We start from the raw sequence: 22423 nt of genomic DNA, 5'->3' as shown, positions 1-22423 counted from the left end.
TGGTGTGGGTTGGGTTTCAGGCACCAACGTGGACGCCGAGGGCAGCGAGCAGCTCGCCCCTCAGCGATGAATGCCCGACGCCGGTTCCGGCCTGGCGCTCGAGGGCCACACGGCCGTCTTGAAGGACGATCACGCGGTCGGCCAAGGTGATGGCCTCGTCGACGTCGTGGGTGACGAGCAGGACGGCGGGGCGATGCGCGGCGACCAGTTCCTTCAAGAGCGCGTGCATCTTCAGACGGGTCAGGGCGTCGAGGGCGCCGAAGGGTTCATCGGCAAGAAGCAGCCGGGGCTCCCGCACCAGCGACCTCGCCAAGGCAACGCGCTGTTGCTCACCTCCGGACAGCTCGTGCGGCCAGGCCTTTTCGCGGCCGGCGAGTCCCACCTCGGCGAGTGCACGGCGTCCGCGGGCATCGGCGTCGTCATATCTGAGGCCCAACGTGACGTTGCCCAGGACGGTGTCCCAGGGAAGGAGCCTCGAGTCCTGGAACACCACCGACACCTGGTCCGGGACCTTGACGATCCCACTCCCGCGGACGTCCCGGTCCAGGCCGGCAAGGGCACGGAGCAGTGTGCTCTTACCGCAGCCGCTGGGGCCAAGCAGGGCAACGAATTCGCCCGGAGCGATGTCCAGGTCCACCCCGTTGAGCACGCCCTTGGGACCGAAGCTTCGGATGAGGTTGCGTACGGAGACCTCGTGGGAAGGTGCCGTGCGCGGCCCGACTCCCTGCGAGGCACTCAGCCCGCCAACGTGCGTTGCCATGACAATGCCTTTCGTTCCAGGAGCCGGACGGCTGCGTCGGAAAGCAGGCCCAGGACGCCGTAGACGGCAAGGCCCAGGACGATGATGTTGGTTTGGCCGTACGTGCGGGCGAGCTCCATCATGTAGCCGATGCCGCTGGTGGAATTGATCTGCTCCACCACCACCAAGGACACCCAAGCGCCAGTGACGGCGAAGCGGAGCCCCAGGAAGAATCCGGGCAGCGCCCCGGGGAGCACCACGCGACGGATGAACCCGGACCGGGTTAGCCCAACTGTCTGTGCCAACTCGACGTATCGCAGGTCGATTCCGCGCAGTCCGGCGTGCGTTTGCAGGTAGATCGGCACGAACACCCCCAACGTGATGGTGAGGACCTTCATGGTTTCATCGATGCCGAACCAAAGGATCAGCAGGGGGATCAGGGCCAGGCCGGGGATGGCGCGCTTGATTTGCACAGGACCATCGATCAAGGCCTCACCCACCCGGCTCAGCCCAGCCAGGAGAGCCAGCACGGCTCCCACCACAATCCCGAACAACAGCCCGAAGCCTGCACGCTGGGCAGAGATTGCAAGGTTCTCCTGGAGTCGGCCGTCCGCGATCAGCTCGCCCGCCGTAGACACTACGGTCCACGGCTCGGACAGGATCCGGGGATCCAGGAGGCCTGTAGCGGCCGAAACCACCCAGAGCAGGATCAGGGCGGCGGGGCCCACCAAACCGGCCAGGCGGCGTCTTGGTCCAGGACCCAGGCGGCGGCTGCCGGGCCTGACATCGGGGCGGCCCGTCAATGCCGGGTCGAGGTGAGGTTCGACGACGGCGCCCGGTTGGGTGCCGACGTCGCGCGTCTGCGGGGGAGCCGTGCGGGTTCGCGCGGTAGCGGCATTCGCGTGCTGGGCAGCAGTTGTTGTCATGGCTAGGCGCCCCCTGCCGCAGCGTAGGCCGTGCCGGCTATAGCTTCGAAGCGCAGGTCGTACAGCTTTGCAGCGTCCAGTTTGGGCTTCTTCTGCTCGCGTGCCAGCAGGTCGATGGTTTGCTGGTGGCGGGCAATGGCCTCCGTCCACGAGGCAGGGAGATCGCGCTCGCCGGCGGCATCGATCAGGTACTGGCCGTCCTCGCGGGACAGCCCCTGGTTCTTGACATAGTAGCCCTCAAGCCATTCCCTGGGGTGGTCCTGGACCCACCGCTGTGCCTGTCCCCAGAGCTTCACATACTCCGCAAGTGCGGCAGCCTTGGCCGGATCCTCCAAGACCTTTGCCGGCGCGTACAGGTGACCGGGATCGTCGCGGAGGCCGTGCCGGAGAGTGGTTCCGCCGTCGGCGCCGTACTTGGCCAGGTATCGCTTGATTTGGACGCCTCCCAGTGGGGCAGCATCAACCTGCTTGCTGGACAGGGCGGTGGAATACGTGTCCCCGGTGCTGGGCAGTTCCACGAGCTTGACGTCCTTTTGTTCCAGGCCTGCCTTTTCCAGGATGCGCAGGACAAGCGCGCCCTGCGCCTGGCCGGGACTGTAGGCGATCTTCTTGCCACGAAGGCCCTGGAGTTCCGTAATCCCGGCGCCCGGGGCCACACCCAATTCATAAAGTGGGTGGTTCACGGCGTCTTTGCGAAAGACGCCCGCAATGATCCGGACATCCAGGCCGGTCCACGTGGCATGGATGGGAGGTATGTCGGCCACGGAACCGACATCCAGGGCGTTGGCCCGGAACGCTTCGGTGGTGGCCGGGCCGCCGGAAATGTTGGCAAACTTCACCGGGAAGCTGAGCTTCTTGTCCAGGCCGGAGAGTTCCAAGGCGACCTGTACCGTGGGGTCGCCCACCACCAGCGTGGTCCCTTCCGGGACGGAGGTGGCCAGCGGTGCCGTGACCTGCGCGGCCTGTGTGGCGTCGCCACCAGCCGTGGCTGAACCGCCGCAGGCAGTCAATAGGCCGAGGGCGGGGAGGGCGATGAAGGCGCCGAGGACTTGGCGGCGGTTGGGTGCAGTGCGTTGATGATTTGTGTTGATCCGTGTTCGAACGCGGGGGGACGCGGACATGTAAAGCCTTTCAGGTGCGGGTGGGTCGCCGCAGCCCGGAGCCAAGGGCTCATACGGGCGGCGGTGGTGCGGATCGCTTATTTCTGAAGGCAGGACGGACAGCAGGTGCGAGCCTGCGTCGCGCTGAAATGGGCCTGGGGCATCGTTCCTCCTGTTCTGTATTTTTTAGGGATCGGTGTTTCCTGGTGATCGGTATTTCTTAGTGATCGGTATTCCCCAGGGATCTCCAATCCGCAGCTTGTTTAGCGCGGTGAAGGGCAATGTGCGGTTGCCGTGTGGCAACTCAAGCACGGTCCCCGCACCCTTCGCCAGCTCTTCGACACGTGCCCGCAACAGCGGGAAACCGGGCTTCACGGCACGCCACAGGACGCAATCCAGGGCCATGGAAAGCAACACAAAAGGGTGCCCAAGGACTGGCAAGGGGACAACGTGACGCAACAATCCGCCGTCGGAAATTCCGCGGCTGACTGATAGTTCGGTCACGGAAAGGGCTGTTTGGCGTATTGTGCGGTGACCGCGCCACTACCATTGATAAGTGCATTCGTCGATTACTGTCCGCCCAGCCCTGCCCGAAGACTATGACGACGTTGCCCGCATCACGCAGGATTCATACGTCACCGCGGGGTACTACGGCAGCGCGGACCACCCGTACCTGCAGCAACTCCAGGACGTGGCAGCGCGCGCGGAGCACGCCGAGATCTTCGTCGCGGAACGCAATGGCCAGGTGATCGGTTCCGTCACGGCAGCACCGGCCGGTGGCGGATTCTCTGACATCGGCCTGGAAGACGAACTGGAACTGCGCACCCTGGTGGTAGATCCCGCTGTACAGCGTTCCGGCGCCGGACGGGCTTTGGTGCAGGCCGTCGTCGAGCAAGCCAAAGCGATGGACGGCATCGGTGCTGTCTCCCTCACTACGGGAGCCACGTGGGAGAGTGCCAATGCCCTCTATGCCCGGACCGGTTTTGCCCGCGCTCCGCACCGCGACTGGTTCGTGCCCGGCACCGACATAAAGCTGTTCGTTTACAGGCTGGACCTCCAGCAGCCATAAAGTTTCCTTTCGTAAACCCCGCCGGGTTTGTACAACCGGAACGGGCACAGCGATCAGGAAAGGCGCGGCATGCGCAAGACATATGGCACGGGTTCCGTCTGGGAACAGACCCTGGGGTACTCCCGCGCGGTCCAGGTGGACAACACACTCTTCATTTCTGCTACGGCGGCTTCCGGCGTCGTTGATGGGCAGGATGCAATCGTCGGCGATGACTTCTACTCGCAGACCAAATACATCCTTAAGAAGCTCGGAGCGGTCCTGGAAGAAGCGGGGTTCTCCTACGAGGACGTCGTTCAGTCCAAGCTGTACCTGACGGATATCAGCAAGTGGGAAGACGCCGGCCGCGCCCACGGCGAGGTTTTCGGAGAGATTCGTCCCACCCTGGCACTGGTGCACGTGCTGCCCTTCCTGGATTCCAGGATGCTGGTGGAAATCGAGCTCGTCGCGCAGAAGTCCGCGTAAGGCCCTGCTTGGGTTAGCCCGGGATGCCGTAGCGGTGTTCCGGGCGGCCCGTGCTTCCGTAGCGTAATTGGATTTCGACGGCGCCATCGTCGGCAAGCGAGGACAGGTACCTCTGCGCCGTCGCCCGGGAAACGCCCACCCGGTCCGCGACTTCGGCGGCCGAGTACTGTTCGCCCGGAAGCAGCGATTCCAGGACCGCCGCTTCGGTTGCCGAGCGTGGTTTTTGAGCGGGCGTCACGTCACCTGGGATCAGTGCCCGCTTGGCACGTTCAATCGTGGTCTGGTCAACGCCCGTTTGCTGTCCAAGAATCCGGCGATACCGGGCATAGGACCTCAGCTGCTGGGACAAGGATTCCGCGGTGAATGGCTTTAGCAGGTATCCCAGCGCGCCGCGCCGCATGGCAACCCTGATGGACGGGGCATCAGAGGCCGCTGTCAGCATGATGGCATCGATGTCCAGCTGGCCCAGCAAATCAAGACCTGAACCGTCGGGCAGGTAGACGTCCAGCAACACCAGGTCAGGACGCAGGCTGTGGATCGCCTGCAAAGCCTGCGACGCGGAACCGGCCGGAGCGAGCGCCATGAATCCGGCCACTGAGTCCACGTAGGCTGCATGCAGCCGGGCAACGTGGAAGTCGTCGTCCACAATGAGCACCCTCAAATCCTCAGCCACTGCTGTCCTCCCGCATTGTTGTTCCGGCCTCCCGGCCAGCTTCCCTTCCAGCCGCCGTGCCGGTTGGGGCTTCAGCGCCGGCGTCGGCCGATCGCCCCATCACGCCAGGAATTGTGGCCATGAAGACAGCTCCGGGGCCGCCTTTCCTGCCGACCTCCAGGACGCGGACGTCCCCACCCCTGCGCCGGGCCAACTGCCGCACCAAAGCCAAGCCCAAACCTTGTCCGGCCCCCTGGCGCACCGGTTGTTCCGACGTCGTGAATCCTTCAGCGAAGACTTCCTCAGGTTCCAGGTTCCCCAAACCGTCTCCGGAATCGCCGACCACTATGTGCAGGATTCCGTTGTTCTGGCCGGCATCGTCAAGCAACTCAACTTCCACCCAGCGCTCCGAAGCGGAACCGGCGACGGCGGCACTCACGGCGTTGTCGATCAGGTTGCCGAGCACTGTGGTGACGTCCTGCGGATCGGCCACGTGTCCCCGGACCAACGTTTCCGGTCCGATCCTCAGCGCCACTCCGCGTTCGGAGGCCTCCACGCTCTTGGCGCCGACAAAAGCCTGCAAGTACGTGTCCTGAAGGAGTTCCGCCTGCTCCACAGGGAACTTGAGGGGGCCGGTGGCGGAGATCCTTGCCAGATATTCCTTGGCTTGCTCGTGTTGGCCGATGCTCATGAAGCCGGCAATGGTGTGGAGTTGGTTGGCGAATTCGTGGCGCTGGGCACGCAGGGCGGTGGACATGGTTCCCACGGCGTCCAGCTGGCGGGTCAATTGCTGCAGTTCGGTGCGGTCGCGGAGCATGACCACCCAGCCGAGGTCTTCCTTGCGGTGCCAGGCTTTTCGGGCGCTGGCCACCAGGACCCGTCCACCGGCTACCAGTTCCACGGCTTCGGCGTCACGGGCTGCCGGCTGGGTGAGCTGCTTGAGTTGACCGGGAACGTTGGCTGTAGCCCAGTCCTGTCCGGTGGCGTCGGGCAGGTCCAGGAGCCTGGCGGCAGCGGCGTTGAACACGGAGATGCGTCCATCGGCAGCGATACCGATCACGCCCTCGTCCACGCCCTGGAGTACTGCCACTTGATCGTGGACCAGGGTGCTGATCTCCTCTGGTTCCAAGCCCAACGTGAGGCGCTGCAGGCGGCGCCGGAGCAGGAATGAAGCCAGGACGCCAGCCAGGAGTGCGCCGCCGGCGGTCAGGGCAATGGGCACAATGTCCTGTGCCAGGCTCTTGCTGAGGGACTCCATGGAGTAGCCCACACTGACTTCGCCCACGATTGATCCAGCCGTGGCTGTGCCCTCAGTACCTTGGCCGTCAGCCGAGGGTGCGTACACCGGCACCTTGGCGCCCGCTGATGGACCCAGAGTGCCCGTGTTGCGGGTGGTGATTTCCCGGCCTGCCAACGCTACTGAGGGGTCTGTGCTGACGCGTTCACCGAGCCGCGCAATTTCCGGGTGGGCCAACCGGAGTCCGGTTTCGTCCGTGATGACTACGAAGAGGGCCCCGGTGCGGACCCGGGCCGCTTCCGCTGCTGCCTGCAAGGGGCCGGCCGCCAGAACGCTGGCTGGCGGGGTTCCTTCTTCTTTGCTGATGGCCTGGACGTCTTCCCTGATGTCGGGATCCGCCGCAACTGTGCGGGCGAGGGTGAGTGCTTGGTTTTCGGCTTCGTCGCCGATCCGTTCGTAAACCAGCCAAGCGTGGACTGCACCGCTCAGGAGCACTACAAGCAGAACTACCCCCAGTTGGAGGAGGAGCGTCTGGGTGGAGAAACGCATACTGACCCTGCTAAAGCGCGGCACCGTTACTCCTTTCCTCCAGCTCCATTGAAGCACTGAGCACAATGCGCAAAACGCTCGCAATGATCAGTATTCCCAACAATTCCCCGAAACCCCAGCCCGTGACGGGCGCCACTATAACGTCTGTAGTGCGCATCACATCGAAGTGGTGCCCTTCACAGTAGTAAGGAGCCGGCCGTGCTGGTTTTGCTTGGATTCGCAATGATTGCGGTATTCATGGTCCTGATCATGACCAAAAAATTGACGCCCGTCTTGGCGCTGATCATCGTCCCCACCATCTTCGGTCTCTTCGCGGGGGCCGGCTTGGGCATCGGTCCCATGGTCATGGACTCGATGAAGTCCATGACCTCCACGGCCGCGCTCCTCATGTTCGCCATCATCTACTTCGGCCTGATGATCGACGTCGGGCTCTTCGACCCCCTGGTCAAGTTCATCCTTCGCAAGCTTGGCAACGACCCCGCCAAGGTAGTCCTCGGTACCGCGATCCTCGCTGCGGCAGTCTCCCTGGACGGGGACGGCTCAACCACCTTCATCCTCACCACCGCCGCCATGCTGCCGGTCTACCTGCGCCTGAAGATGAGTCCCGTGGTCCTCACCTGCGTGGCCGGCCTCGCGAACGGCACCATGAACATCCTGCCGTGGGGCGGGCCCACAGCCCGCGCCGCTACAGCACTGAAGCTGGACGTCAACGACGTCTTCGTCCCCATGGTCCCGTCCCTCATCGTTGGCCTCATCGTAGTGCTCGTCTTCTCCTGGCTGCTTGGCCTGCAGGAACGTAACCGCCTCCGCACCACCGCGCCCGAAATCTGGGGCGACGTCGCCGATCCTTCCGACGCGTTCGACGGCGGCAAGGGCCGCGGCGGCTTTGGCCGCACCGGCTCAACCACAACCGCGCCCAAGCCGGTAACCGGCGGAGGCGCCGGCGTCGCAGTTCTTGAACGTACTGAAGAGCTGGTGGACGATCACGACACCGCCATGGCTGATACCGCGCTGGATCCCAACCGCACCACGCTGCGCCCCAAACTGTTCTGGTTCAACCTTGGACTCACGGTCGCCGTCATGGTCACTCTGGTAGCGAACATCGTCCCGCTCCCGTTCGTGTTCATGGTGGGCTCGGCTATCGCACTGCTGGTCAACTTCCCCAAGGTCAAGGACCAGGGTGCCCAGCTGATCGCCCACGCGCCGTCGATCGTCGCCGTCGTCAGCATGGTCATGGCCGCTGCAGTCCTCACCGGTGTCCTCAACGGCACCGGCATGGTCAAGGCAATGTCCGAGTGGCTCGTCCAGATCATCCCCGCGGACATGGGTCCCTTCATGGCAGTCATCACCGGCGTGTTGAGCATCCCCATGACCTTCTTCATGAGCAACGACGCCTTCTACTTCGGCGTACTTCCGGTCCTCAGTGAAACCGCAGCACACTACGGCGTCGGCGCAGCGGACATGGCCCGCGCCTCCATCACCGGCCAGCCCTTCCACCTCCAGAGCCCGCTGGTCCCGGCCATCCTGCTGTTGGTATCGCTGGCCAAGGTAGACCTGGGCGACCACCACAAGAAGGTCCTCTGGCGCACGGCAGTCATCTCGATCGTCATGCTGGCTGTCGGAGTCCTGACCGGAGCAATCGGCATCGGCTAAACAACCCCATCAAGCAACGCGGAGTCACTTACGGCCCATCCAGACACCTTGGATGGGCCGTAGGTGACCCCGCGTTGTTGTGCTTGGGCGTACGGCGGCTCACCCAAGCCAAGTAGACTGGTTCGGAAAACCATTTGAACTTTGCAGGGGAGATCCATGGCTGCGATCAACCGTGACGACGTCGCGCATCTTGCGCGTCTCGCTCACATTGAAATGAGTGCCGAAGAGCTGGACAGGATGGCGGTCGAGCTTGCCGTCATCGTGGATTCGGTGAAGTCCGTCAGCGAAGCCGCCGGGGAAGATGTCCCGGCCACGTCCCACCCGATTCCGTTGACCAACGTGTTCCGCGAGGACGTCGTGGGCCACACGTTTACGGCTGAGCAGGCGTTGTCCGGCGCTCCGGATGCTTACGAGAACCGTTTCAAGGTCCCGGCAATCCTGGATGAGGACTAATTACCATGACTGAGCTGAAGAACGAACTCATTCGCCACTCCGCTGCCGATCTTGCTGCGAAGCTTGCCGCCCGCGAGGTTTCCGCTGTTGAAGTGACGCAGGCGCACCTTGACCGTATTGCTGACGTGGACGGCCAGATTAACGCGTTCCTGCATGTTAATACCGAGGAAGCCCTGGCTGTTGCGGCCGAGGTTGACGCTGCGCGCGCCGCTGGTGGCGCCGCTGCCGGGGAGCTTCATGCCCTGGCCGGTGTGCCGATCGCTGTGAAGGACTTGATCGTGACGATTGGCCAGCCGACGACGGCTGGTTCGAAGATCCTTGAGGGCTGGCACAGCCCGTACGACGCCACGGTGATCAAGAAGCTCCGTGCTGCGAAGATGCCGATTCTTGGCAAGACCAACCTTGACGAGTTCGCCATGGGTTCCTCCACGGAGCATTCGGCGTACGGGCCCACCCGGAACCCGTGGGACCTGGACCGCATTCCTGGTGGTTCGGGCGGTGGCTCGGCTGCCGCCGTCGCCGCTTTTGAAGCGCCGCTGGCGCTGGGCACTGACACCGGTGGATCCATCCGCCAGCCCGGTGCTGTCACCGGAACCGTCGGCGTCAAGCCGACATATGGTGCAGTTTCCCGTTACGGCGCGATTGCCATGGCGTCCTCGCTGGACCAGATTGGCCCGGTGTCCCGCACGGTGCTGGACGCGGCTCTGTTGCAGGAAGTCATCGGCGGCCATGATCCGTTCGATTCCACGTCCCTGACCGATCCGTTCGACAACCTGGCTGCTGCTGCCCGCGTAGGCAATGTTGCCGGCATGAAGATCGGCATCATCAAGGAACTGCACGGCGAGGGCTACCAGGCCGGCGTCGAGAACCGCTTCAACGAGTCCCTTCAGCTGCTCAAGGATGCCGGCGCGGAAATCGTTGAGGTTTCCTGCCCCAACCTGAAGTACGCCCTGGGCGCTTACTACCTCATCATGCCGTCCGAGGCGTCCAGCAACCTGGCCAAGTTCGACGGCGTTCGGTATGGCTTGCGTGCCCTGCCCAAGGACGGCCCCCTGACGATCGAGCGCGTCATGGGTGCAACCCGTGCCGCCGGCTTTGGTGATGAGGTCAAGCGCCGCATCATCCTGGGCACCTATGCCCTGAGCGCTGGTTATTACGACGCCTACTACGGTTCGGCGCAGAAGGTCCGCACGCTCATTCAGCGCGACTTCGACGCCGCGTTCTCGAAGGCGGATGTCCTCATTTCGCCTACGGCTCCCACCACAGCGTTCAAACTGGGGGAGAAGGCGAACGATCCCCTGGCCATGTACCTGAACGATGTCGCAACCATTCCGGCCAATATGGCTGGGATCCCGGGCTTGTCGCTGCCCGGCGGCCTGGCTGACGAGGACGGTCTGCCCGTTGGCGTACAGCTGCTGGCCCCTGCCCGCCAGGACGCCCGCCTCTACCGTGTGGGTGCTGTGCTTGAGTCCATTCTGGAAGAAAAGTGGGGCGGCCCGCTTCTTGCCCAGGCTCCTGAATTGAAGACACCCGCTCTCGGTGCCGCTTCCAACTCCGCCGGAGGTTCAAACTAATGTCCGTCGACGCAACCCTGAGCTTCGAAGAGGCCATGGAGAAGTACGATCCTGTTCTGGGTTTCGAGGTCCACGTGGAGCTCAACACCAAGACCAAGATGTTCTCCTCCGCCCCGAACGTCTTCGGCGATGAGCCGAACACCAACGTCAACGAGGTGGATCTCGGCATGCCCGGCGTCCTCCCGGTGGTGAACAAGACGGCTGTGGAGTCCTCCATCAAGATCGGCCTTGCCCTGAACTGCAAGATCGCCGAGTACTGCCGTTTCGCCCGGAAGAACTACTTCTACCCGGACACCCCGAAGAACTTCCAGACCTCGCAGTACGACGAGCCGATCGCCTACGACGGCTACCTCGACATCGAGCTCGAAGACGGCACGGTCTTCCGCGTCGAGATCGAGCGTGCCCACATGGAAGAGGATGCCGGAAAGCTCACCCACATGGGTGGCTCCGCAGGCCGCATCCAGGGCGCCGACTACTCGCTGGTGGACTACAACCGCTCCGGCGTGCCGCTCGTGGAGATCGTCACCAAGCCGATCCAGGGTGCGGGAAGCCGTGCCCCTGAACTGGCCAAGGCCTACGTTGCCGCGGTCCGCGAAATCGTGAAGAACCTTGGGGTTTCGGACGCCAGGATGGAACGCGGCAACGTCCGCTGCGACGCCAACGTTTCCCTGCGCCCGCACGGCCAGGAACGCTTCGGCATCCGTTCGGAGACGAAGAACGTTAACTCGCTGCGCGCCGTCGAGCACGCCGTTCGTTACGAGATCCAGCGCCACGCTGCCGTCCTGGACTCCGGCCAGCCGGTGATCCAGGAGACGCGCCACTGGCACGAGGACACGCGTTCGACGACGTCGGGCCGCGCCAAGTCCGACGCCGACGATTACCGCTACTTCCCTGAACCGGACCTGGTTCCCGTCGTCGCCTCCCGTGAGTGGGTGGAGGAGCTTCGTGCCACCCTTCCGGAGCCGCCGGCCGAGCGCCGCAAGCGGCTCAAGGAAGACTGGGGCTACTCGGATCTGGAGTTCCGCGATGTGGTCAACGCCGGAGTCATGGACTCGATCGAGGAAACCATCGCGGCAGGTGCCAGCGCAGATGTTGCCCGGAAGTGGTGGATGGGTGAGATTGTTGGCCGCGCCAAGGTTGCCGACGTCGATCCTTCCGCTCTCGGTGTCACGCCGCAGGTCATCGTCGAGCTGAACAAGCTGGTCGAGGACGGCAAGATCAACAACAAGATGGCCACCCAGGTCCTGGACGGCGTACTTGCAGGCGAGGGTACACCCGCCGAGATCGTTGAAAAGCGCGGCCTTGCGGTGGTTTCCGACGACGGTCCGCTTCTGGAAGCCATCGACGCCGCACTGGCAGCACAGCCTGACGTCGCGGAGAAGATCCGTGGTGGCAAGGTCCAGGCCATCGGTGCGATCGTGGGCGGTGTCATGAAGGCCACCCGTGGCCAGGCCGACGCCAGCCGTGTACGCGAACTGATCCTGGAAAAGCTCGGCGTACAGGCCTAAGTACCCAAGTAGCTGGCAGTTGTCGTTGTTTTGAGGTGTCAGAACAACCGCAACTGCCAGCTACTTTTTTGTCCGGCCAGGAGCAGAATGGATGCATGGCCACCATTACACCGGGCCTTCGCAAGGCCTTTATCGCCAGCGGCATTGCCGTCGCCCTGACCGGCGGCGCGGCAGCCGCAGTGTGGGCAGGCACCCAACCCAGCCCATCGCCGTCGAGCGCTACCGCATCACCAAGTCCCACCACGACTGACGGCGCCAAGCGCCCTGAAGGGCGAGCCCATGGGATCCATGGCGAGCACGTTGTGAAAGAGCCGGACGGCACATTCCGCACTGTGGTCACACAGACAGGCAAGATCGAGTCCGTGAACAGCACCTCGATCACGGTGAAGAGCGATGATGGCTTCACGCAGAGCTACGCGATCACTTCAGATACGCGCATCTCACGGATGCCCACTAAACTTTCGGAGCTCCGGAACGGCAAGGGCAAGCCTACGCTGCCTTCGGCTACCGCAGCGGACCTTAAGACCGGCGACACCGTCAGGATAGCCGGGTCCAAAGACGGCGACACCGTGACGGCGCAGCGCATTGTGGCCGGTGAGCTTCCGGCCGCGCTCAAAGGTCACGGCCTCAAGGGGCGCGGACATCAGGGACTATGACCAGTCGCCCCTCGCGTTCTGCGATTAGGGTGTAACTGTGAATCCACCGTTGGACGAGGGTCCGTTCTTTCATGGCACGAAGGCCGACCTTCGGGAAGGTGATCTCCTGAGCGCGGGCTTCAGGTCGAATTACCGTCCCGAGGTCGTGATGAACCACATCTACTTCACAGCTCTCCGGGATGGCGCGGGACTGGCTGCCGAACTCGCGGCCGGGGACACGGAGCCGCGCGTTTACGTCGTCGAGCCGACCGGCGCATTCGAGGACGATCCCAACGTGACGGACAAGAAATTCCCAGGCAATCCCACCCGGTCATACCGCAGCGCGGCCCCGCTCAGGGTCCTCGGCGAAGTCACCGATTGGACGCGACTGGAGCCCGGGGCGCTGCGGGCGTGGAGAGAACGCCTGGCAGCAATTCTGGCTGACGAGCGCGGCGAAATCATCAACTGACTGAGATCTCTGCCGGATCCAGGGACCCTCGCCGGACCGGGGACCCTCGCCTGACCGGGGGCTTTAGAGCGCTACGGTCCTGAATCCGAGGTTGGCGCTGGCCGAGTCAGGCGTGTTGGAACTCCGCGCGGCCAGCCGGTAACGGTTGCAGTAGGAGTCGTGGCATAGGTATGAGCCGCCGCGCATGACCCTTCCGCGGCCAATTGTTGGGCCTTGCGGGTCGTTTACGGTTCCGGCGCTCAGGCACGTCTTGTAGTACTTGGGCAGGAACCAATCGTTGCACCATTCCCAGACGTTGCCGCTGGTCTGGTAGAGCCCATAGCCGTTGGGGGCGAAGGACCTGGCCGGCGCTGTAGTGAGGTAGCCGTCCTCGACGTCGTTACGCACGGGGAACTCGCCCTGCCAGATGTTGCAGTTGTGCCGGGCGCTGCCTTCGGCGCTGTCATGGTGAAGTTCGTTGCCCCATGGATAGCGCTGCCCGGCCGCGCCGCCCCGGGCCGCATACTCCCATTCCGCTTCGGTGGGCAGTCGTCGGCCAGCCCATGCGCAGTAGGCCAAGGCGTCGTTGAAGGACACGTGCGTCACTGGATGGTCAGGGATGTCCTTCCAGTGGGAGAGGGGTCCGGCCGGGTGGGCCCAGTCGGCGCCACGGACATTGAGCCACCAAGGGACGTTGTTGACTCTGTTCAGGATGTCGTGCGGCTCGGCCTTGACTGCAAGATGGAACACGGCAGAGGTCCCGAACTCTTCAGACTCCGTGCGGTGCCCTGTGGCATCCACGAACGCCGCAAACTCCGTGTTTGTGACCGCGGTGGCGCTGATGGTGAATCCGGAAACGGACACTTCGTGGACTGGAGTCTCGCCGTCTCCGTCGTAGCCTTCACCGAAAGGATCGCCCATGGCGAAGGTCCCGGACGGGATCTGGACGTCGCCATGACCCGCTGCCGCGGCGTCGTGGCCCGAACGTACGACGCCGGTGGTCGGGTTCCGGTGTCCGCCCGCCGCGCGTAGTGGGAGCGTCAGTCCGGGTGTGGTGTGTTCCCGGGCGCCGGCGCCCGGGCTGCAGCAATCTGCCATGTCAGCCTTCCCTCTGCGGTTCTCCATCAATCTTAGTGGGGTGGGCCACACCGCCAAGAATGATCAAAATTGATTTCTATCCTCAGTTTCAATCATGATCTTGCAAACATGATGGTCGTCGTTTATCGTTTGTTAAACGGTTAACGAGAGTGTTTTGAATCACACTCTTCAATCAACACTGATAACCCTTGCCCCAGCACTGAGGAGACAGCATGAACTCGACGACGCAACAAGCTCCGGCTTTGCCGGAAGCGCGCCGCGTCCCGGAGCCATTGCCGGGAAAATCCGGCACGGGGAGGCGCAAGGGCAACAGGGCACCCCAGCAAAGCTTCCGTTCAAGGCTCAGGCGCGACAAGCAGATGCTCCTGATGATGTTCCCGGGCATCGTTTTCCTGCTGCTGTTCTTCTATATCCCCATCCTGGGCAACGTCATCGCGTTCCAGGACTACCAGCCCTACCTCGGCATCGGGGACAGCCTCTTTGTTGGCTGGCAGAACTTCGTGGACCTGTTCGGCAATCCCGACTTCATCCATGCCTTCTGGAACACGCTCTACCTGGCGGCGTGGCAATTGGTTTTCCTTTTCCCGGTGCCGTTGGTGCTTGCACTGATTGTTGATTCTCTGATCAGCACGCGGATCCGCAGGATTTTCCAGAGCATTGCCTACCTGCCCCACTTCCTGTCCTGGGTCCTGGTGATCGCATTCTTCCAGCAGATGTTGGGCGGTGCGGGCTTCGTCAATAACCTGCTCCGCGATATGGGCATGGATCCGATTCCGTTCATGACCAATCCAGAAACCTTCCCCCTGATGGTGGTTGTCCAGATGATCTGGAAGGACGCCGGCTGGGCCATGATTATTTTCCTCGCCGCCCTGGCAAGCATCGACGCCTCCTTGTATGAGGCAGCGGCCGCTGACGGCGCGGGACGTTGGCTCCGGATGTGGCACATCACCCTGCCTGGGCTAAGGCCGGTGATCGTGCTCCTCCTGATCCTGCGCATTGGCGACATTCTCTCTGTCGGTTTTGAGCAGTTCATCCTCCAACGCGATGCCGTGGGTGCCGGGGCAGCGGAAGTGCTGGACACCTTTACCTACTACACGGGCGTGGTCGGTGGCGGCTGGAGTTCAGGTGCCGCAGCGGGCCTGGCGAAGGGTGTGGTCAGTGCCCTGCTGATCTACGGCGCCAACAAACTTGCCCACCGCTTCGGCGAAGACGGAATTTTTGCAAAGCAAGCACGCTGAGCCCACGCGGCTGCTGCACAAGGAGAACCCTATGGCAACAACATTTTTCACGAGGAAACCGCGGGAATTGAGCTACAGCCCTAAACGACCCGTCTGGAAGGAACGCCCTTCTCCTCTGTACCAAACGGTAAAGGCCGTGGTCCTGGTCCTTTTCAGCCTGTCGATCCTGACCCCGATCCTCCTGGTGGTGTCCACGTCCCTGGCGGACACCGAACAACTCGTACAGGCCGGCGGATTCGTGCTCTGGCCGGAACGTCCCACCTTGGAGGCTTACGCCACGATCTTCAAAGGCCCCATGGTCCTGCAATCCCTGGGGGTGAGCATGCTCATCACCGCCGTGGGCACCATCCTGGCGCTGTTCGTCACCATCACCATGGCATACGCCACCAGCCGGTCAGTCCTCTTCGGCCGCCCCGTGGTGCTTGCGGTGTTGTTCACGCTGTTGTTCGCGCCGGGCCTCATCCCGTCCTTCCTCATGATTCGACAGCTGGGGCTGCTGGATTCCCTGTGGTCGCTGATCCTCCCGGGCATATTTGGCGCCTTCAACTTCGTGGTGATGCGCTCGTTCTTCATGAACATCCCGGGCGAATTGATCGAAAGCGCCAGGATCGATGGCGCCAACGACTGGCAGATCCTCTGGCGGATCGTCATGCCACTGTCCAAGGCCGTCATCGCCGTCGTCGGCTTGTTCTATGCCGTTGGATTCTGGAACTCGTTCTTCAACGCACTGCTCTACATCAATGACCACAGTAAATGGCCCATCCAGTTGCTGCTCCGCAACTTCGTAGTACAGGGCAGCGGGGCGGCAGACCAGCTCGGAATTACCACCACACCGCCTCCGCAATCCATCCAGATGGCCGTAGTAGTGGTGGCCCTGGTTCCCATCCTGATGGTTTACCCGTTCCTTCAAAAGCACTTCGCCAAGGGCGTCATCACCGGCGCCGTGAAGGGTTAGCCGTTCCCACGGCACGCCTGCAACTAGCACAGCATCAACTACCAGCAAACAACCAGAAAGGCTTATGCCATGACGAGCACTACCTCACAGGCTGGATTCAGCCGCCGCGGTTTCCTTGGCCTCGCGGGCCTGGCCGTGACCGCCGTCGGCTTGTCCGCCTGCGGTGGTGGCGGAGCCGCAGGCACTGGAGGCGCCGCAGCCTCCGCTTCGGTCAAGCTGCCCACCTACAAGGAATTCACCGGCGTGACTCCAGACCTTGCCGGCAACGCCAAAGGCCTGCAAGCCGGATACTTCAAGCTGCCCACCGCCGTGCAGTCGGTGAAGGCTCCGCCGCTTAAGGGCAAGGTGACCGGTCTGACGGAAACCTTCGACACCATGAGTCCCGGTCTGAAGGACAACCCCTTCTGGCAACGGCTCAACGCCAAGCTCGGCGGCGACCTGGAACTGCAGATTGCCGAGGACATCGGAGACGGCTATCCGGCCAAGTTCGCCACCGTCCTGGCCAGCAATGAGCTGCCGGACATGATGTGGGTGCCACCGAACCAGGGAATTCCCAATGTTGGCCCCATGCTCGAGGCGAAGTTCCAGGACCTGACGCCCTACCTCTCCGGTGACGCAGTGCTTGAGTACCCCAACCTCGCGGCGCTCAAGCCCGATTCCTGGAAGACCGCCGTCGTGAACGGCAAGATCTGGGGAGCGCCCATCCCGAGCACCCCGTTCGGCCAGGTTTACCTGGGCAACCACGACGTATGGGCGCAAGTAGGTGGTTTTGAGGCCGCGAGCGCGGACGAGTTCCTGGACAAGGCAAAGGAGCTGACGCGTCCAGGCGATCAGAAGTATGCCCTTGAGCCGGCCTATATCAATGCCTTGCACATGGTTACCGAGTGGTTTGGCGCTCCGAACAGCTGGGCCGTCAACAAGGACCGCACACTAACGCATTTGTACGAAACGGACGAGTACATGGCCGGCGTTGAATTCACGGCCAGGATGTTCGCAGCCGGCGTTTTCTACCCGGATTCCAAGGCCACGGACATTCGTTCCCGGGTTGCCAATGGCAGTGTGGCGGCACAGGTGGTGGTGGGTCCCCATGACCTCCGTAGCTACCGGGCACTGAACAAGAGCGCAAAGTTCGACATCCTTATTCCGTTCAGCGCCGACGGGAAGGTCAAGCCAACCTACGACATGGGCTATGGGACGGTGGGTTTCACGCCGTTCAAGAAGGCCGGGGAAGGCAAGATCCGTGAACTCCTGGCCCTCATCAATTACCTGTCGGCACCTTTCGGCACGGTGGAGTACATGCAGAAGAACTTCGGCGAGCTCGGCCAGGACTACACACTGGACGGCTCGGGCAACCCCGTGCGTACGGAGACTGGAACCACCAATGCCCCCGGTTTGGTTTCTGCGTTGAACATCATGTCCAGCCCGGAGAACGTCATTTTCAATCCGGGATTCGACGACGACACCCGCTATGTCAGCCAGCAGGAAGAAAAATTGCTGGAGCTCGCATGGCGCAACCCCACCAATGGTTCCTACTCGGATACGAACGCCAAGGTGGGGGCGAAGATCACCAAACAGCTCCGCGACAAGGTGGTGGACATCATCACCGGACGGGCCAGGATCGATGAACTCAAGGATGCGGTGAAGCGCTGGAAGAGCGAAGGTGGTGACAAGATGCGCGACGAATACCAGGCCGCGTTGGATCCCGCTGCTCCCGTATTCAGGAGTTAGCCTCAAAAAACAAGACGGCATCAGAAACGAACAAGCAGGGGGAACTCATGGCAAAAGCGGGTAACACAGGCGTGCGGCCCACCATCCGTATGGTGGCCGAACTCGCGGGCGTTTCCACGGCCACGGTTTCCTATGTGTTGTCGGGTCGCCGCGGTGATGCGGGACCCGGAGTTTCGGACCCGACGGCGGAGAAGGTCAAGGCTGTTGCGGAGCGCCTGGGCTACCGCCCCAACCAGGCTGCCCGGGCTATCCGGACAGGGCGGACGAACACCGTCATCCTGTCATTGACGATGCTCTCCGATCCTTGGTCGTTATCCGTCATCGAGGCGGTGCAAAAGGCGGCAGCTCCCTTGGGAATCACGCCGATGATCCTCGGCGACGCCGACTGGGTGAAGGTCCTTGGCACCCATAACGCCGATGCCGTCTTCGTGGATGCAGTCCGTCCCGACCAGCGGGATGCCTTGCGGAAGCTCGCGGAGCATGGGACCACGCTGGTGGTTTTCGACGAAGGGCTTGAACCCGATGGCTTTGACGTCATCAGGTCCATTGCGGGCCCGGGTTGCCGCATGGCCGTAAAGCACCTCCTCCACGGCCACCGGCGGATCGCCTGCCTCACCCCGGCCACGGCCGCCGGCGCCCCTGGCGGCACCCGCTTCCGGGCCTACGCAGATGCCTTGGCGGAAGCGGGCATCCCGGATAACGAGGATTATGTGGGCCTCTTCGATGGCACATCTGCCGGTGCGTATGCTGCCACAACGCGGCTGCTCAGCCTGCCGGACCGGCCTACTGCCATCTACGCCACCACGGACTTCGCCGCCGTCGCAGCCATCAATGCGGCTCAACGGATCGGGCTCGCCGTTGGTGTGGACGTGGACATCATCGGTGTGGGCAACACGGTGGAGGGGGAGCGGATGTCGCCGTCGCTCAGCACGGTGGGCCCCGTGGATTTCTTCGGCAAGCTTGCCAGGCTTCTTTTGCAGAGGGCAACGTCACCCGCTGCGCCTGACGCCAGGCGTGAGCCTGCGGTCCTGGACTTCCCATGGCACTTGTTCGTGCGCGAATCGGCACCTCACCGCAGCTCCGCAACCAGACATTATTAGACGAACCAGCAGAAGGAAATTGCACCTCATGGAAAAGGATTTGAAGGTCGGCATCGTGGGTTTCGGTCTGCGCTCCGGGTTGTGGAGACACGCCCACAAGCCGGGCAAGGGCTCTGAAGTCACCATCGTCTGCGACGTGAGCGAGAGGGGACGGGCGGATGCCGCGGCGGCCATTCCCTCGGCACGCATAACCAGCGACCTCGAAGAAGTGCTCGCCAGCGACCTGGACGCCGTCCTGGTGTTAACGCCCGATAACCAGCATGCCGCCGTCGCGGTCCGTACGCTTAAGGCCGGCATTGCGACCTTCTGCGAAAAGCCGCTGGATATCACTTTGGAGGCAGCGGACCTGATCCTGAAGACGGCGTACGAGACCGGAACGCGCCTCTACGTTGGGCACAACATGCGGCACATGCCGGTTGTAGTACAGATGCGCCACATCATCCAGGAGGGCAGGATCGGTGAGGTCAAGGCCGTCTGGTGCCGGCACTTTGTTGGCGATGGTGGGGACTACTACTTCAAGGACTGGCATGCCCAGCGCGCCAATGTCACCTCGTTGCTCCTCCAAAAGGGCGCGCACGATATCGACGTGATCCACTGGCTTGCCGGCGGGTACACCAAGCGGGTTGCCGCCGTCGGCGATCTTGCGGTCTATGGCAACGTCAGCAAGCGCAGTAACAATTCCGGCAAGCGCATGGGCGAATGGTTCTCCGTGGAAAACTGGCCCCCCACGGAGCAGAAGGATCTGGCGGAGGTGATCGACGTCGAGGACATTTCCATGATGAACATGGTCCTGGACAACGGTGTGCTGGCCTCCTACCAGCAGTGCCACTTCACACCCGATTACTGGCGCAACTACACGATCATCGGCACCAAAGGCAGAATCGAGAACTTTGGCGACGGTCCAGGGCAGACCATCAACGTCTGGACCAGCCGGACTTCCGGCTACGCTCCACCGGACGAGGTGCACACGATCCAGGACGGTGACGGAGGCCATGGGGGCGCAGACCCGCGCCTGATTGAGGAATTCCTGCGCTTCGCCTCCCAGGGCGGCCCCACGCAAACCAGCCCGGTGGCTGCACGGCAAGCAGTGGCGGCTGGCATCCTCGCCACCGAATCGCTGCGCGGCGACGGCTGCGCGCGGGAAGTCCCTGCCCTGCCTGCCGGGCTCGTGGCATACTTCGACGCCGGCCAACCCGCCTTGGTCCGCGACTAGCCAGCGGGGCTGGATAGCTCGATAAGTTCGGTCATGACGGTTTGAAGTGACTCGCAAACCGTCATGACCGATTTCCGTTTCAGCGTTTCCGGGCGTGCGAGGATGTCGATTTTCCGCACCGAGTTCACGCCGGAAAGGGGCCGCAGCACAACGCCGGCATCCAGGACGCGCCGTGCCGTGAACCTTGGCAGGAGTCCGATCGCGCCGCCCGCCGCAACAAGCGCGGCGACAGTTGAGTAGTCGTTGATGCGGTGCAGCACTTCGGCGGGCCGTCCACTCACGGCAACGACGGCGGCGAGCACGTCCGCGGGGGAGTAGCCGTCGCGGCTGGTCACCCAGGTTTCACCCACGACGTCGGACGGCTTCAGTTCGCGCCGGGCTGCCAGCGGGTGGTCCGCGGGCAGGGCGACGTCCAGGGGCTCGTCCGCCAGCGGGATCACGGCCACTTTGTCTTCGGGCCAGGGCGGGCTGTTGTCCATCCTGTGTGCCAGGACGAGGTCGTAGCGTGCAACCAGCCCCGGGAAATCTTCCTGCGCCACATCCTCATCCGAGAGTCGAAGCCTTGGCGACCTTCCGCCGTCGGACGCCAACAGCGCTGCCAACGGCGCAAACAGCGCTTGCCCCGCGCTGTGGAAGGCGCTGACGCTCACAGGCGCGTCGGGAGCGTCGTGATAGGCGCCGATCGCCGCCCGCGCATCCGCCATGGCGTTCACGACGGCGGCCCCGGCCTCGGCGAGGACCTTTCCGGCGTCGGTCAGCACCAGGGCGCGTCCCTCCTTGCGAGTCAGCGGAACGTCCACCGATTTCTGCAGGAGTGCGAGCTGTTGCGAAACGGCCGATGGGGTGACCATAAGAGTCTCAGCCACAGCTTTTACACTCCCGAGGTCACCGAGTTCACGGAGCATCTGCAACTGATGTATTTCCATTAGTAAATCCTAAATCGTTGATTGAGAAGAATCTAGTTGTGCTAAATCGTTGGCGGCGCTCTAATGGAGTCAGCAGCAGCGAAGCAGCCCCAGCAGTGAGGAATCCCATGAAGGCTCTCTACAAATCCGGACCACACGCAGGGTTCGAACTCGTTGACCGCCCCGAGCCCGAAACGGGACCCAGCGACGTCAAGATCCGTGTCATGACCACGGGCATCTGCGGTACCGACCTCCACATCCAGAGCTGGGATGCCTGGGCTCAAAGCATCATCGAAACGCCGCTCATCGCGGGCCACGAGTTCTACGGTGAAGTGGTGGAAGTCGGCGAGGACGTCCGTGACGTCAAAGTAGGGGACCGCGTTTCCGGCGAAGGCCACGTCGTCTGCGGAATCTGCCGCAACTGCCGTGCAGGGCGCCGCCAGATGTGCATCCACACCGTCTCCGTTGGAGTGCAGCGCGATGGTGCTTTCGCCGAATATGTGGTTATTCCGGAGACCAACGTCTGGGTCCACCACGACGAATCCGTCACGCCGGAACTCGGCGCCATCTTTGACCCCTTCGGCAATGCCGTCCACACCGCGCTTAGCTTCCCCTTGGTGGGCGAAGACGTCCTCATTACCGGTGCGGGACCCATCGGGCTGATGGCCATCGCCGTCGCCCGCCACGCAGGCGCCCGCAAGATCGCCATCACTGACGTATCCGCTCCGCGCTTGGAACTGGCCCGTCAAATGGGTGTTGACCTCGCCGTCGACGTTTCCAGGATGCGCGTCCGCGATGCACAGCGGGAGCTGGGTATGCGCGAAGGATTCGATATCGGCCTGGAAATGTCCGGACACCCCACCGCCCTGCCTGAGATGATCGACAACATGAACCACGGCGGGCGGATCGCCATGCTGGGACTTCCCAGCCAGTCCATCGACATCGACTGGGGCAAGGTGGTCACCCACATGCTCACGCTCAAGGGCATTTATGGCCGCGAGATGTTCGAGACCTGGTACGCGATGAGCGCCATGCTTTCTTCCAACCCCGTGTTGCACCGGAACATCTCCGCAGTCGTCACCGACAAGCTGTCCGCAGCCGACTGGGAAAAGGGCTTCGAGATCGCCCGCGCCGGCACCGGCGGCAAAGTGGTCCTCGACTGGACCGAACTGTAACCCCGC

22 protein-coding genes are annotated in these 22423 nt (G+C 63.0%); 14 read left to right on the top strand and 8 right to left on the bottom strand.

Annotated elements, in window-relative coordinates; genetic code table 11:
- Positions 1-16 precede the first annotated feature (16 nt).
- The 4 genes from AC6I97_RS17235 to AC6I97_RS17220 all read right to left on the bottom strand — a co-directional run bounded on the left by AC6I97_RS17235 (position 17) and on the right by AC6I97_RS17220 (position 3269).
- Complete coding sequence (locus tag AC6I97_RS17235) at positions 17-760, bottom strand: ABC transporter ATP-binding protein (RefSeq protein WP_224166902.1); 744 nt, start codon at positions 758-760, stop codon at positions 17-19.
- A complete protein-coding gene (locus AC6I97_RS17230) occupies positions 736-1665 on the bottom strand; it encodes an ABC transporter permease (RefSeq protein WP_497945526.1) in 930 nt (309 codons plus the stop codon). Before AC6I97_RS17230 ends, AC6I97_RS17235 begins: the two co-directional genes overlap by 25 nt.
- A 2-nt stretch (positions 1666-1667) precedes the next feature.
- Positions 1668-2786: an ABC transporter substrate-binding protein gene (locus AC6I97_RS17225; protein WP_497945524.1), complete on the bottom strand. Its 1119-nt coding sequence runs from the start codon at positions 2784-2786 to the stop codon at positions 1668-1670.
- A 165-nt stretch (positions 2787-2951) separates the two neighbouring features.
- Positions 2952-3269 carry a hypothetical protein gene (locus tag AC6I97_RS17220; protein WP_497945523.1) on the bottom strand — a complete coding sequence of 106 codons (318 nt, stop codon included), beginning with the start codon at positions 3267-3269 and terminating at the stop codon, positions 2952-2954.
- 52 nt (positions 3270-3321) lie between these two features.
- Between AC6I97_RS17220 and AC6I97_RS17215 the strand changes: the two genes are divergently transcribed.
- Both AC6I97_RS17215 and AC6I97_RS17210 read left to right on the top strand, forming a co-directional pair.
- Positions 3322-3834, top strand: a complete 513-nt coding sequence (locus AC6I97_RS17215; RefSeq protein WP_224166906.1) for a GNAT family N-acetyltransferase — start codon at positions 3322-3324, stop codon at positions 3832-3834.
- A gap of 69 nt (positions 3835-3903) precedes the next feature.
- Positions 3904-4296 (top strand): RidA family protein, encoded by a 393-nt coding sequence (locus AC6I97_RS17210; protein ID WP_497945522.1) that lies wholly within the window; start codon positions 3904-3906, stop codon positions 4294-4296.
- A 13-nt stretch (positions 4297-4309) separates the two neighbouring features.
- Here the strand turns inward: AC6I97_RS17210 and AC6I97_RS17205 are convergent, their stop codons facing one another.
- Together AC6I97_RS17205 and AC6I97_RS17200 are read right to left on the bottom strand one after the other, a co-directional pair.
- Positions 4310-4969 (bottom strand): response regulator, encoded by a 660-nt coding sequence (locus tag AC6I97_RS17205; RefSeq protein WP_224092025.1) that lies wholly within the window; start codon positions 4967-4969, stop codon positions 4310-4312.
- Entirely contained in the window at positions 4962-6734 is a 1773-nt protein-coding gene (locus AC6I97_RS17200) for a sensor histidine kinase (protein WP_497947162.1), read from the bottom strand. Before AC6I97_RS17200 ends, AC6I97_RS17205 begins: the two co-directional genes overlap by 8 nt.
- A gap of 198 nt (positions 6735-6932) precedes the next feature.
- Here AC6I97_RS17200 and AC6I97_RS17195 point away from each other — a divergent pair, with 198 nt between their 5' ends.
- The 6 genes from AC6I97_RS17195 to arr all read left to right on the top strand — a co-directional run bounded on the left by AC6I97_RS17195 (position 6933) and on the right by arr (position 13026).
- Entirely contained in the window at positions 6933-8387 is a 1455-nt protein-coding gene (locus AC6I97_RS17195; RefSeq protein WP_497945521.1) for a CitMHS family transporter, read from the top strand.
- Positions 8388-8543: 156 nt separating this feature from the next.
- Positions 8544-8840: an Asp-tRNA(Asn)/Glu-tRNA(Gln) amidotransferase subunit GatC gene (gene gatC, locus AC6I97_RS17190; protein ID WP_017199363.1), complete on the top strand. Its 297-nt coding sequence runs from the start codon at positions 8544-8546 to the stop codon at positions 8838-8840.
- A 5-nt stretch (positions 8841-8845) separates the two neighbouring features.
- Positions 8846-10414 (top strand): Asp-tRNA(Asn)/Glu-tRNA(Gln) amidotransferase subunit GatA, encoded by a 1569-nt coding sequence (gene gatA, locus AC6I97_RS17185; protein WP_224166909.1) that lies wholly within the window; start codon positions 8846-8848, stop codon positions 10412-10414.
- On the top strand, positions 10414-11922 hold the full coding sequence (gene gatB / locus AC6I97_RS17180) for an Asp-tRNA(Asn)/Glu-tRNA(Gln) amidotransferase subunit GatB (protein ID WP_497945520.1): 1509 nt from the start codon (positions 10414-10416) through the stop codon (positions 11920-11922). The genes gatA and gatB overlap by 1 nt, the downstream gene beginning before the upstream one ends.
- Before the next feature lie 95 nt (positions 11923-12017).
- Positions 12018-12578, top strand: a complete 561-nt coding sequence (locus tag AC6I97_RS17175) for a DUF5666 domain-containing protein (RefSeq protein WP_309927721.1) — start codon at positions 12018-12020, stop codon at positions 12576-12578.
- A 37-nt stretch (positions 12579-12615) separates the two neighbouring features.
- Positions 12616-13026: an NAD(+)--rifampin ADP-ribosyltransferase gene (arr, locus tag AC6I97_RS17170; protein WP_309927723.1), complete on the top strand. Its 411-nt coding sequence runs from the start codon at positions 12616-12618 to the stop codon at positions 13024-13026.
- Between the two features lie 63 nt (positions 13027-13089).
- On the opposite strand, the gene AC6I97_RS17165 is transcribed toward arr, so the two are convergent.
- On the bottom strand, positions 13090-14103 hold the full coding sequence (locus AC6I97_RS17165) for a formylglycine-generating enzyme family protein (RefSeq protein ID WP_309927725.1): 1014 nt from the start codon (positions 14101-14103) through the stop codon (positions 13090-13092).
- A 212-nt stretch (positions 14104-14315) separates the two neighbouring features.
- Between AC6I97_RS17165 and AC6I97_RS17160 the strand changes: the two genes are divergently transcribed.
- The 5 genes from AC6I97_RS17160 (at position 14316) to AC6I97_RS17140 (ending at position 20337) form a co-directional block, all read left to right on the top strand.
- A complete protein-coding gene (locus AC6I97_RS17160; RefSeq protein ID WP_497945519.1) occupies positions 14316-15341 on the top strand; it encodes an ABC transporter permease in 1026 nt (341 codons plus the stop codon).
- 31 nt (positions 15342-15372) lie between these two features.
- Entirely contained in the window at positions 15373-16296 is a 924-nt protein-coding gene (locus tag AC6I97_RS17155) for a carbohydrate ABC transporter permease (protein WP_309927728.1), read from the top strand.
- A 69-nt stretch (positions 16297-16365) separates the two neighbouring features.
- Entirely contained in the window at positions 16366-18024 is a 1659-nt protein-coding gene (locus AC6I97_RS17150) for a type 2 periplasmic-binding domain-containing protein (RefSeq protein ID WP_497945518.1), read from the top strand.
- Positions 18025-18071: 47 nt separating this feature from the next.
- Positions 18072-19124 carry a LacI family DNA-binding transcriptional regulator gene (locus AC6I97_RS17145; protein WP_497945517.1) on the top strand — a complete coding sequence of 351 codons (1053 nt, stop codon included), beginning with the start codon at positions 18072-18074 and terminating at the stop codon, positions 19122-19124.
- A gap of 28 nt (positions 19125-19152) precedes the next feature.
- A complete protein-coding gene (locus AC6I97_RS17140) occupies positions 19153-20337 on the top strand; it encodes a Gfo/Idh/MocA family protein (RefSeq protein WP_309927734.1) in 1185 nt (394 codons plus the stop codon).
- On the opposite strand, the gene AC6I97_RS17135 is transcribed toward AC6I97_RS17140, so the two are convergent.
- Positions 20334-21263 (bottom strand): LysR family transcriptional regulator, encoded by a 930-nt coding sequence (locus tag AC6I97_RS17135; protein WP_497945516.1) that lies wholly within the window; start codon positions 21261-21263, stop codon positions 20334-20336. The genes AC6I97_RS17140 and AC6I97_RS17135 overlap by 4 nt on opposite strands.
- A 107-nt stretch (positions 21264-21370) precedes the next feature.
- Between AC6I97_RS17135 and tdh the strand changes: the two genes are divergently transcribed.
- Positions 21371-22417 carry an L-threonine 3-dehydrogenase gene (gene tdh, locus AC6I97_RS17130; protein ID WP_224092059.1) on the top strand — a complete coding sequence of 349 codons (1047 nt, stop codon included), beginning with the start codon at positions 21371-21373 and terminating at the stop codon, positions 22415-22417.
- Positions 22418-22423: the final 6 nt, after the last annotated feature.

The organism is Arthrobacter sp. TmtSoilC48 (assembly GCF_059739425.1).
Note: the sequence above shows the minus strand (reverse complement) of the source record. Positions and strands in the feature narration are given on the sequence as shown.

Excerpts from the sequence above, each read along its gene's own strand:
- AC6I97_RS17155 (WP_309927728.1), top strand. The coding sequence starts at position 15,373 with ATGGCAACAACATTTTTCACGAGGAAACCGCGGGAATTGAGCTACAGC.
- AC6I97_RS17210 (WP_497945522.1), top strand. The coding sequence starts at position 3,904 with ATGCGCAAGACATATGGCACGGGTTCCGTCTGGGAACAGACCCTGGGG.
- tdh (WP_224092059.1), top strand. The coding sequence starts at position 21,371 with ATGAAGGCTCTCTACAAATCCGGACCACACGCAGGGTTCGAACTCGTT.
- AC6I97_RS17135 (WP_497945516.1), bottom strand. The coding sequence starts at position 21,263 with ATGGAAATACATCAGTTGCAGATGCTCCGTGAACTCGGTGACCTCGGG.
- gatC (WP_017199363.1), top strand. The coding sequence starts at position 8,544 with ATGGCTGCGATCAACCGTGACGACGTCGCGCATCTTGCGCGTCTCGCT.
- AC6I97_RS17200 (WP_497947162.1), bottom strand. The coding sequence starts at position 6,734 with ATGCGTTTCTCCACCCAGACGCTCCTCCTCCAACTGGGGGTAGTTCTG.
- AC6I97_RS17165 (WP_309927725.1), bottom strand. The coding sequence starts at position 14,103 with ATGGCAGATTGCTGCAGCCCGGGCGCCGGCGCCCGGGAACACACCACA.
- AC6I97_RS17235 (WP_224166902.1), bottom strand. The coding sequence starts at position 760 with ATGGCAACGCACGTTGGCGGGCTGAGTGCCTCGCAGGGAGTCGGGCCG.
- AC6I97_RS17140 (WP_309927734.1), top strand. The coding sequence starts at position 19,153 with ATGGAAAAGGATTTGAAGGTCGGCATCGTGGGTTTCGGTCTGCGCTCC.
- AC6I97_RS17150 (WP_497945518.1), top strand. The coding sequence starts at position 16,366 with ATGACGAGCACTACCTCACAGGCTGGATTCAGCCGCCGCGGTTTCCTT.
- AC6I97_RS17230 (WP_497945526.1), bottom strand. The coding sequence starts at position 1,665 with ATGACAACAACTGCTGCCCAGCACGCGAATGCCGCTACCGCGCGAACC.
- AC6I97_RS17145 (WP_497945517.1), top strand. The coding sequence starts at position 18,072 with ATGGCAAAAGCGGGTAACACAGGCGTGCGGCCCACCATCCGTATGGTG.
- AC6I97_RS17160 (WP_497945519.1), top strand. The coding sequence starts at position 14,316 with ATGAACTCGACGACGCAACAAGCTCCGGCTTTGCCGGAAGCGCGCCGC.
- gatA (WP_224166909.1), top strand. The coding sequence starts at position 8,846 with ATGACTGAGCTGAAGAACGAACTCATTCGCCACTCCGCTGCCGATCTT.
- gatB (WP_497945520.1), top strand. The coding sequence starts at position 10,414 with ATGTCCGTCGACGCAACCCTGAGCTTCGAAGAGGCCATGGAGAAGTAC.
- AC6I97_RS17225 (WP_497945524.1), bottom strand. The coding sequence starts at position 2,786 with ATGTCCGCGTCCCCCCGCGTTCGAACACGGATCAACACAAATCATCAA.
- AC6I97_RS17175 (WP_309927721.1), top strand. The coding sequence starts at position 12,018 with ATGGCCACCATTACACCGGGCCTTCGCAAGGCCTTTATCGCCAGCGGC.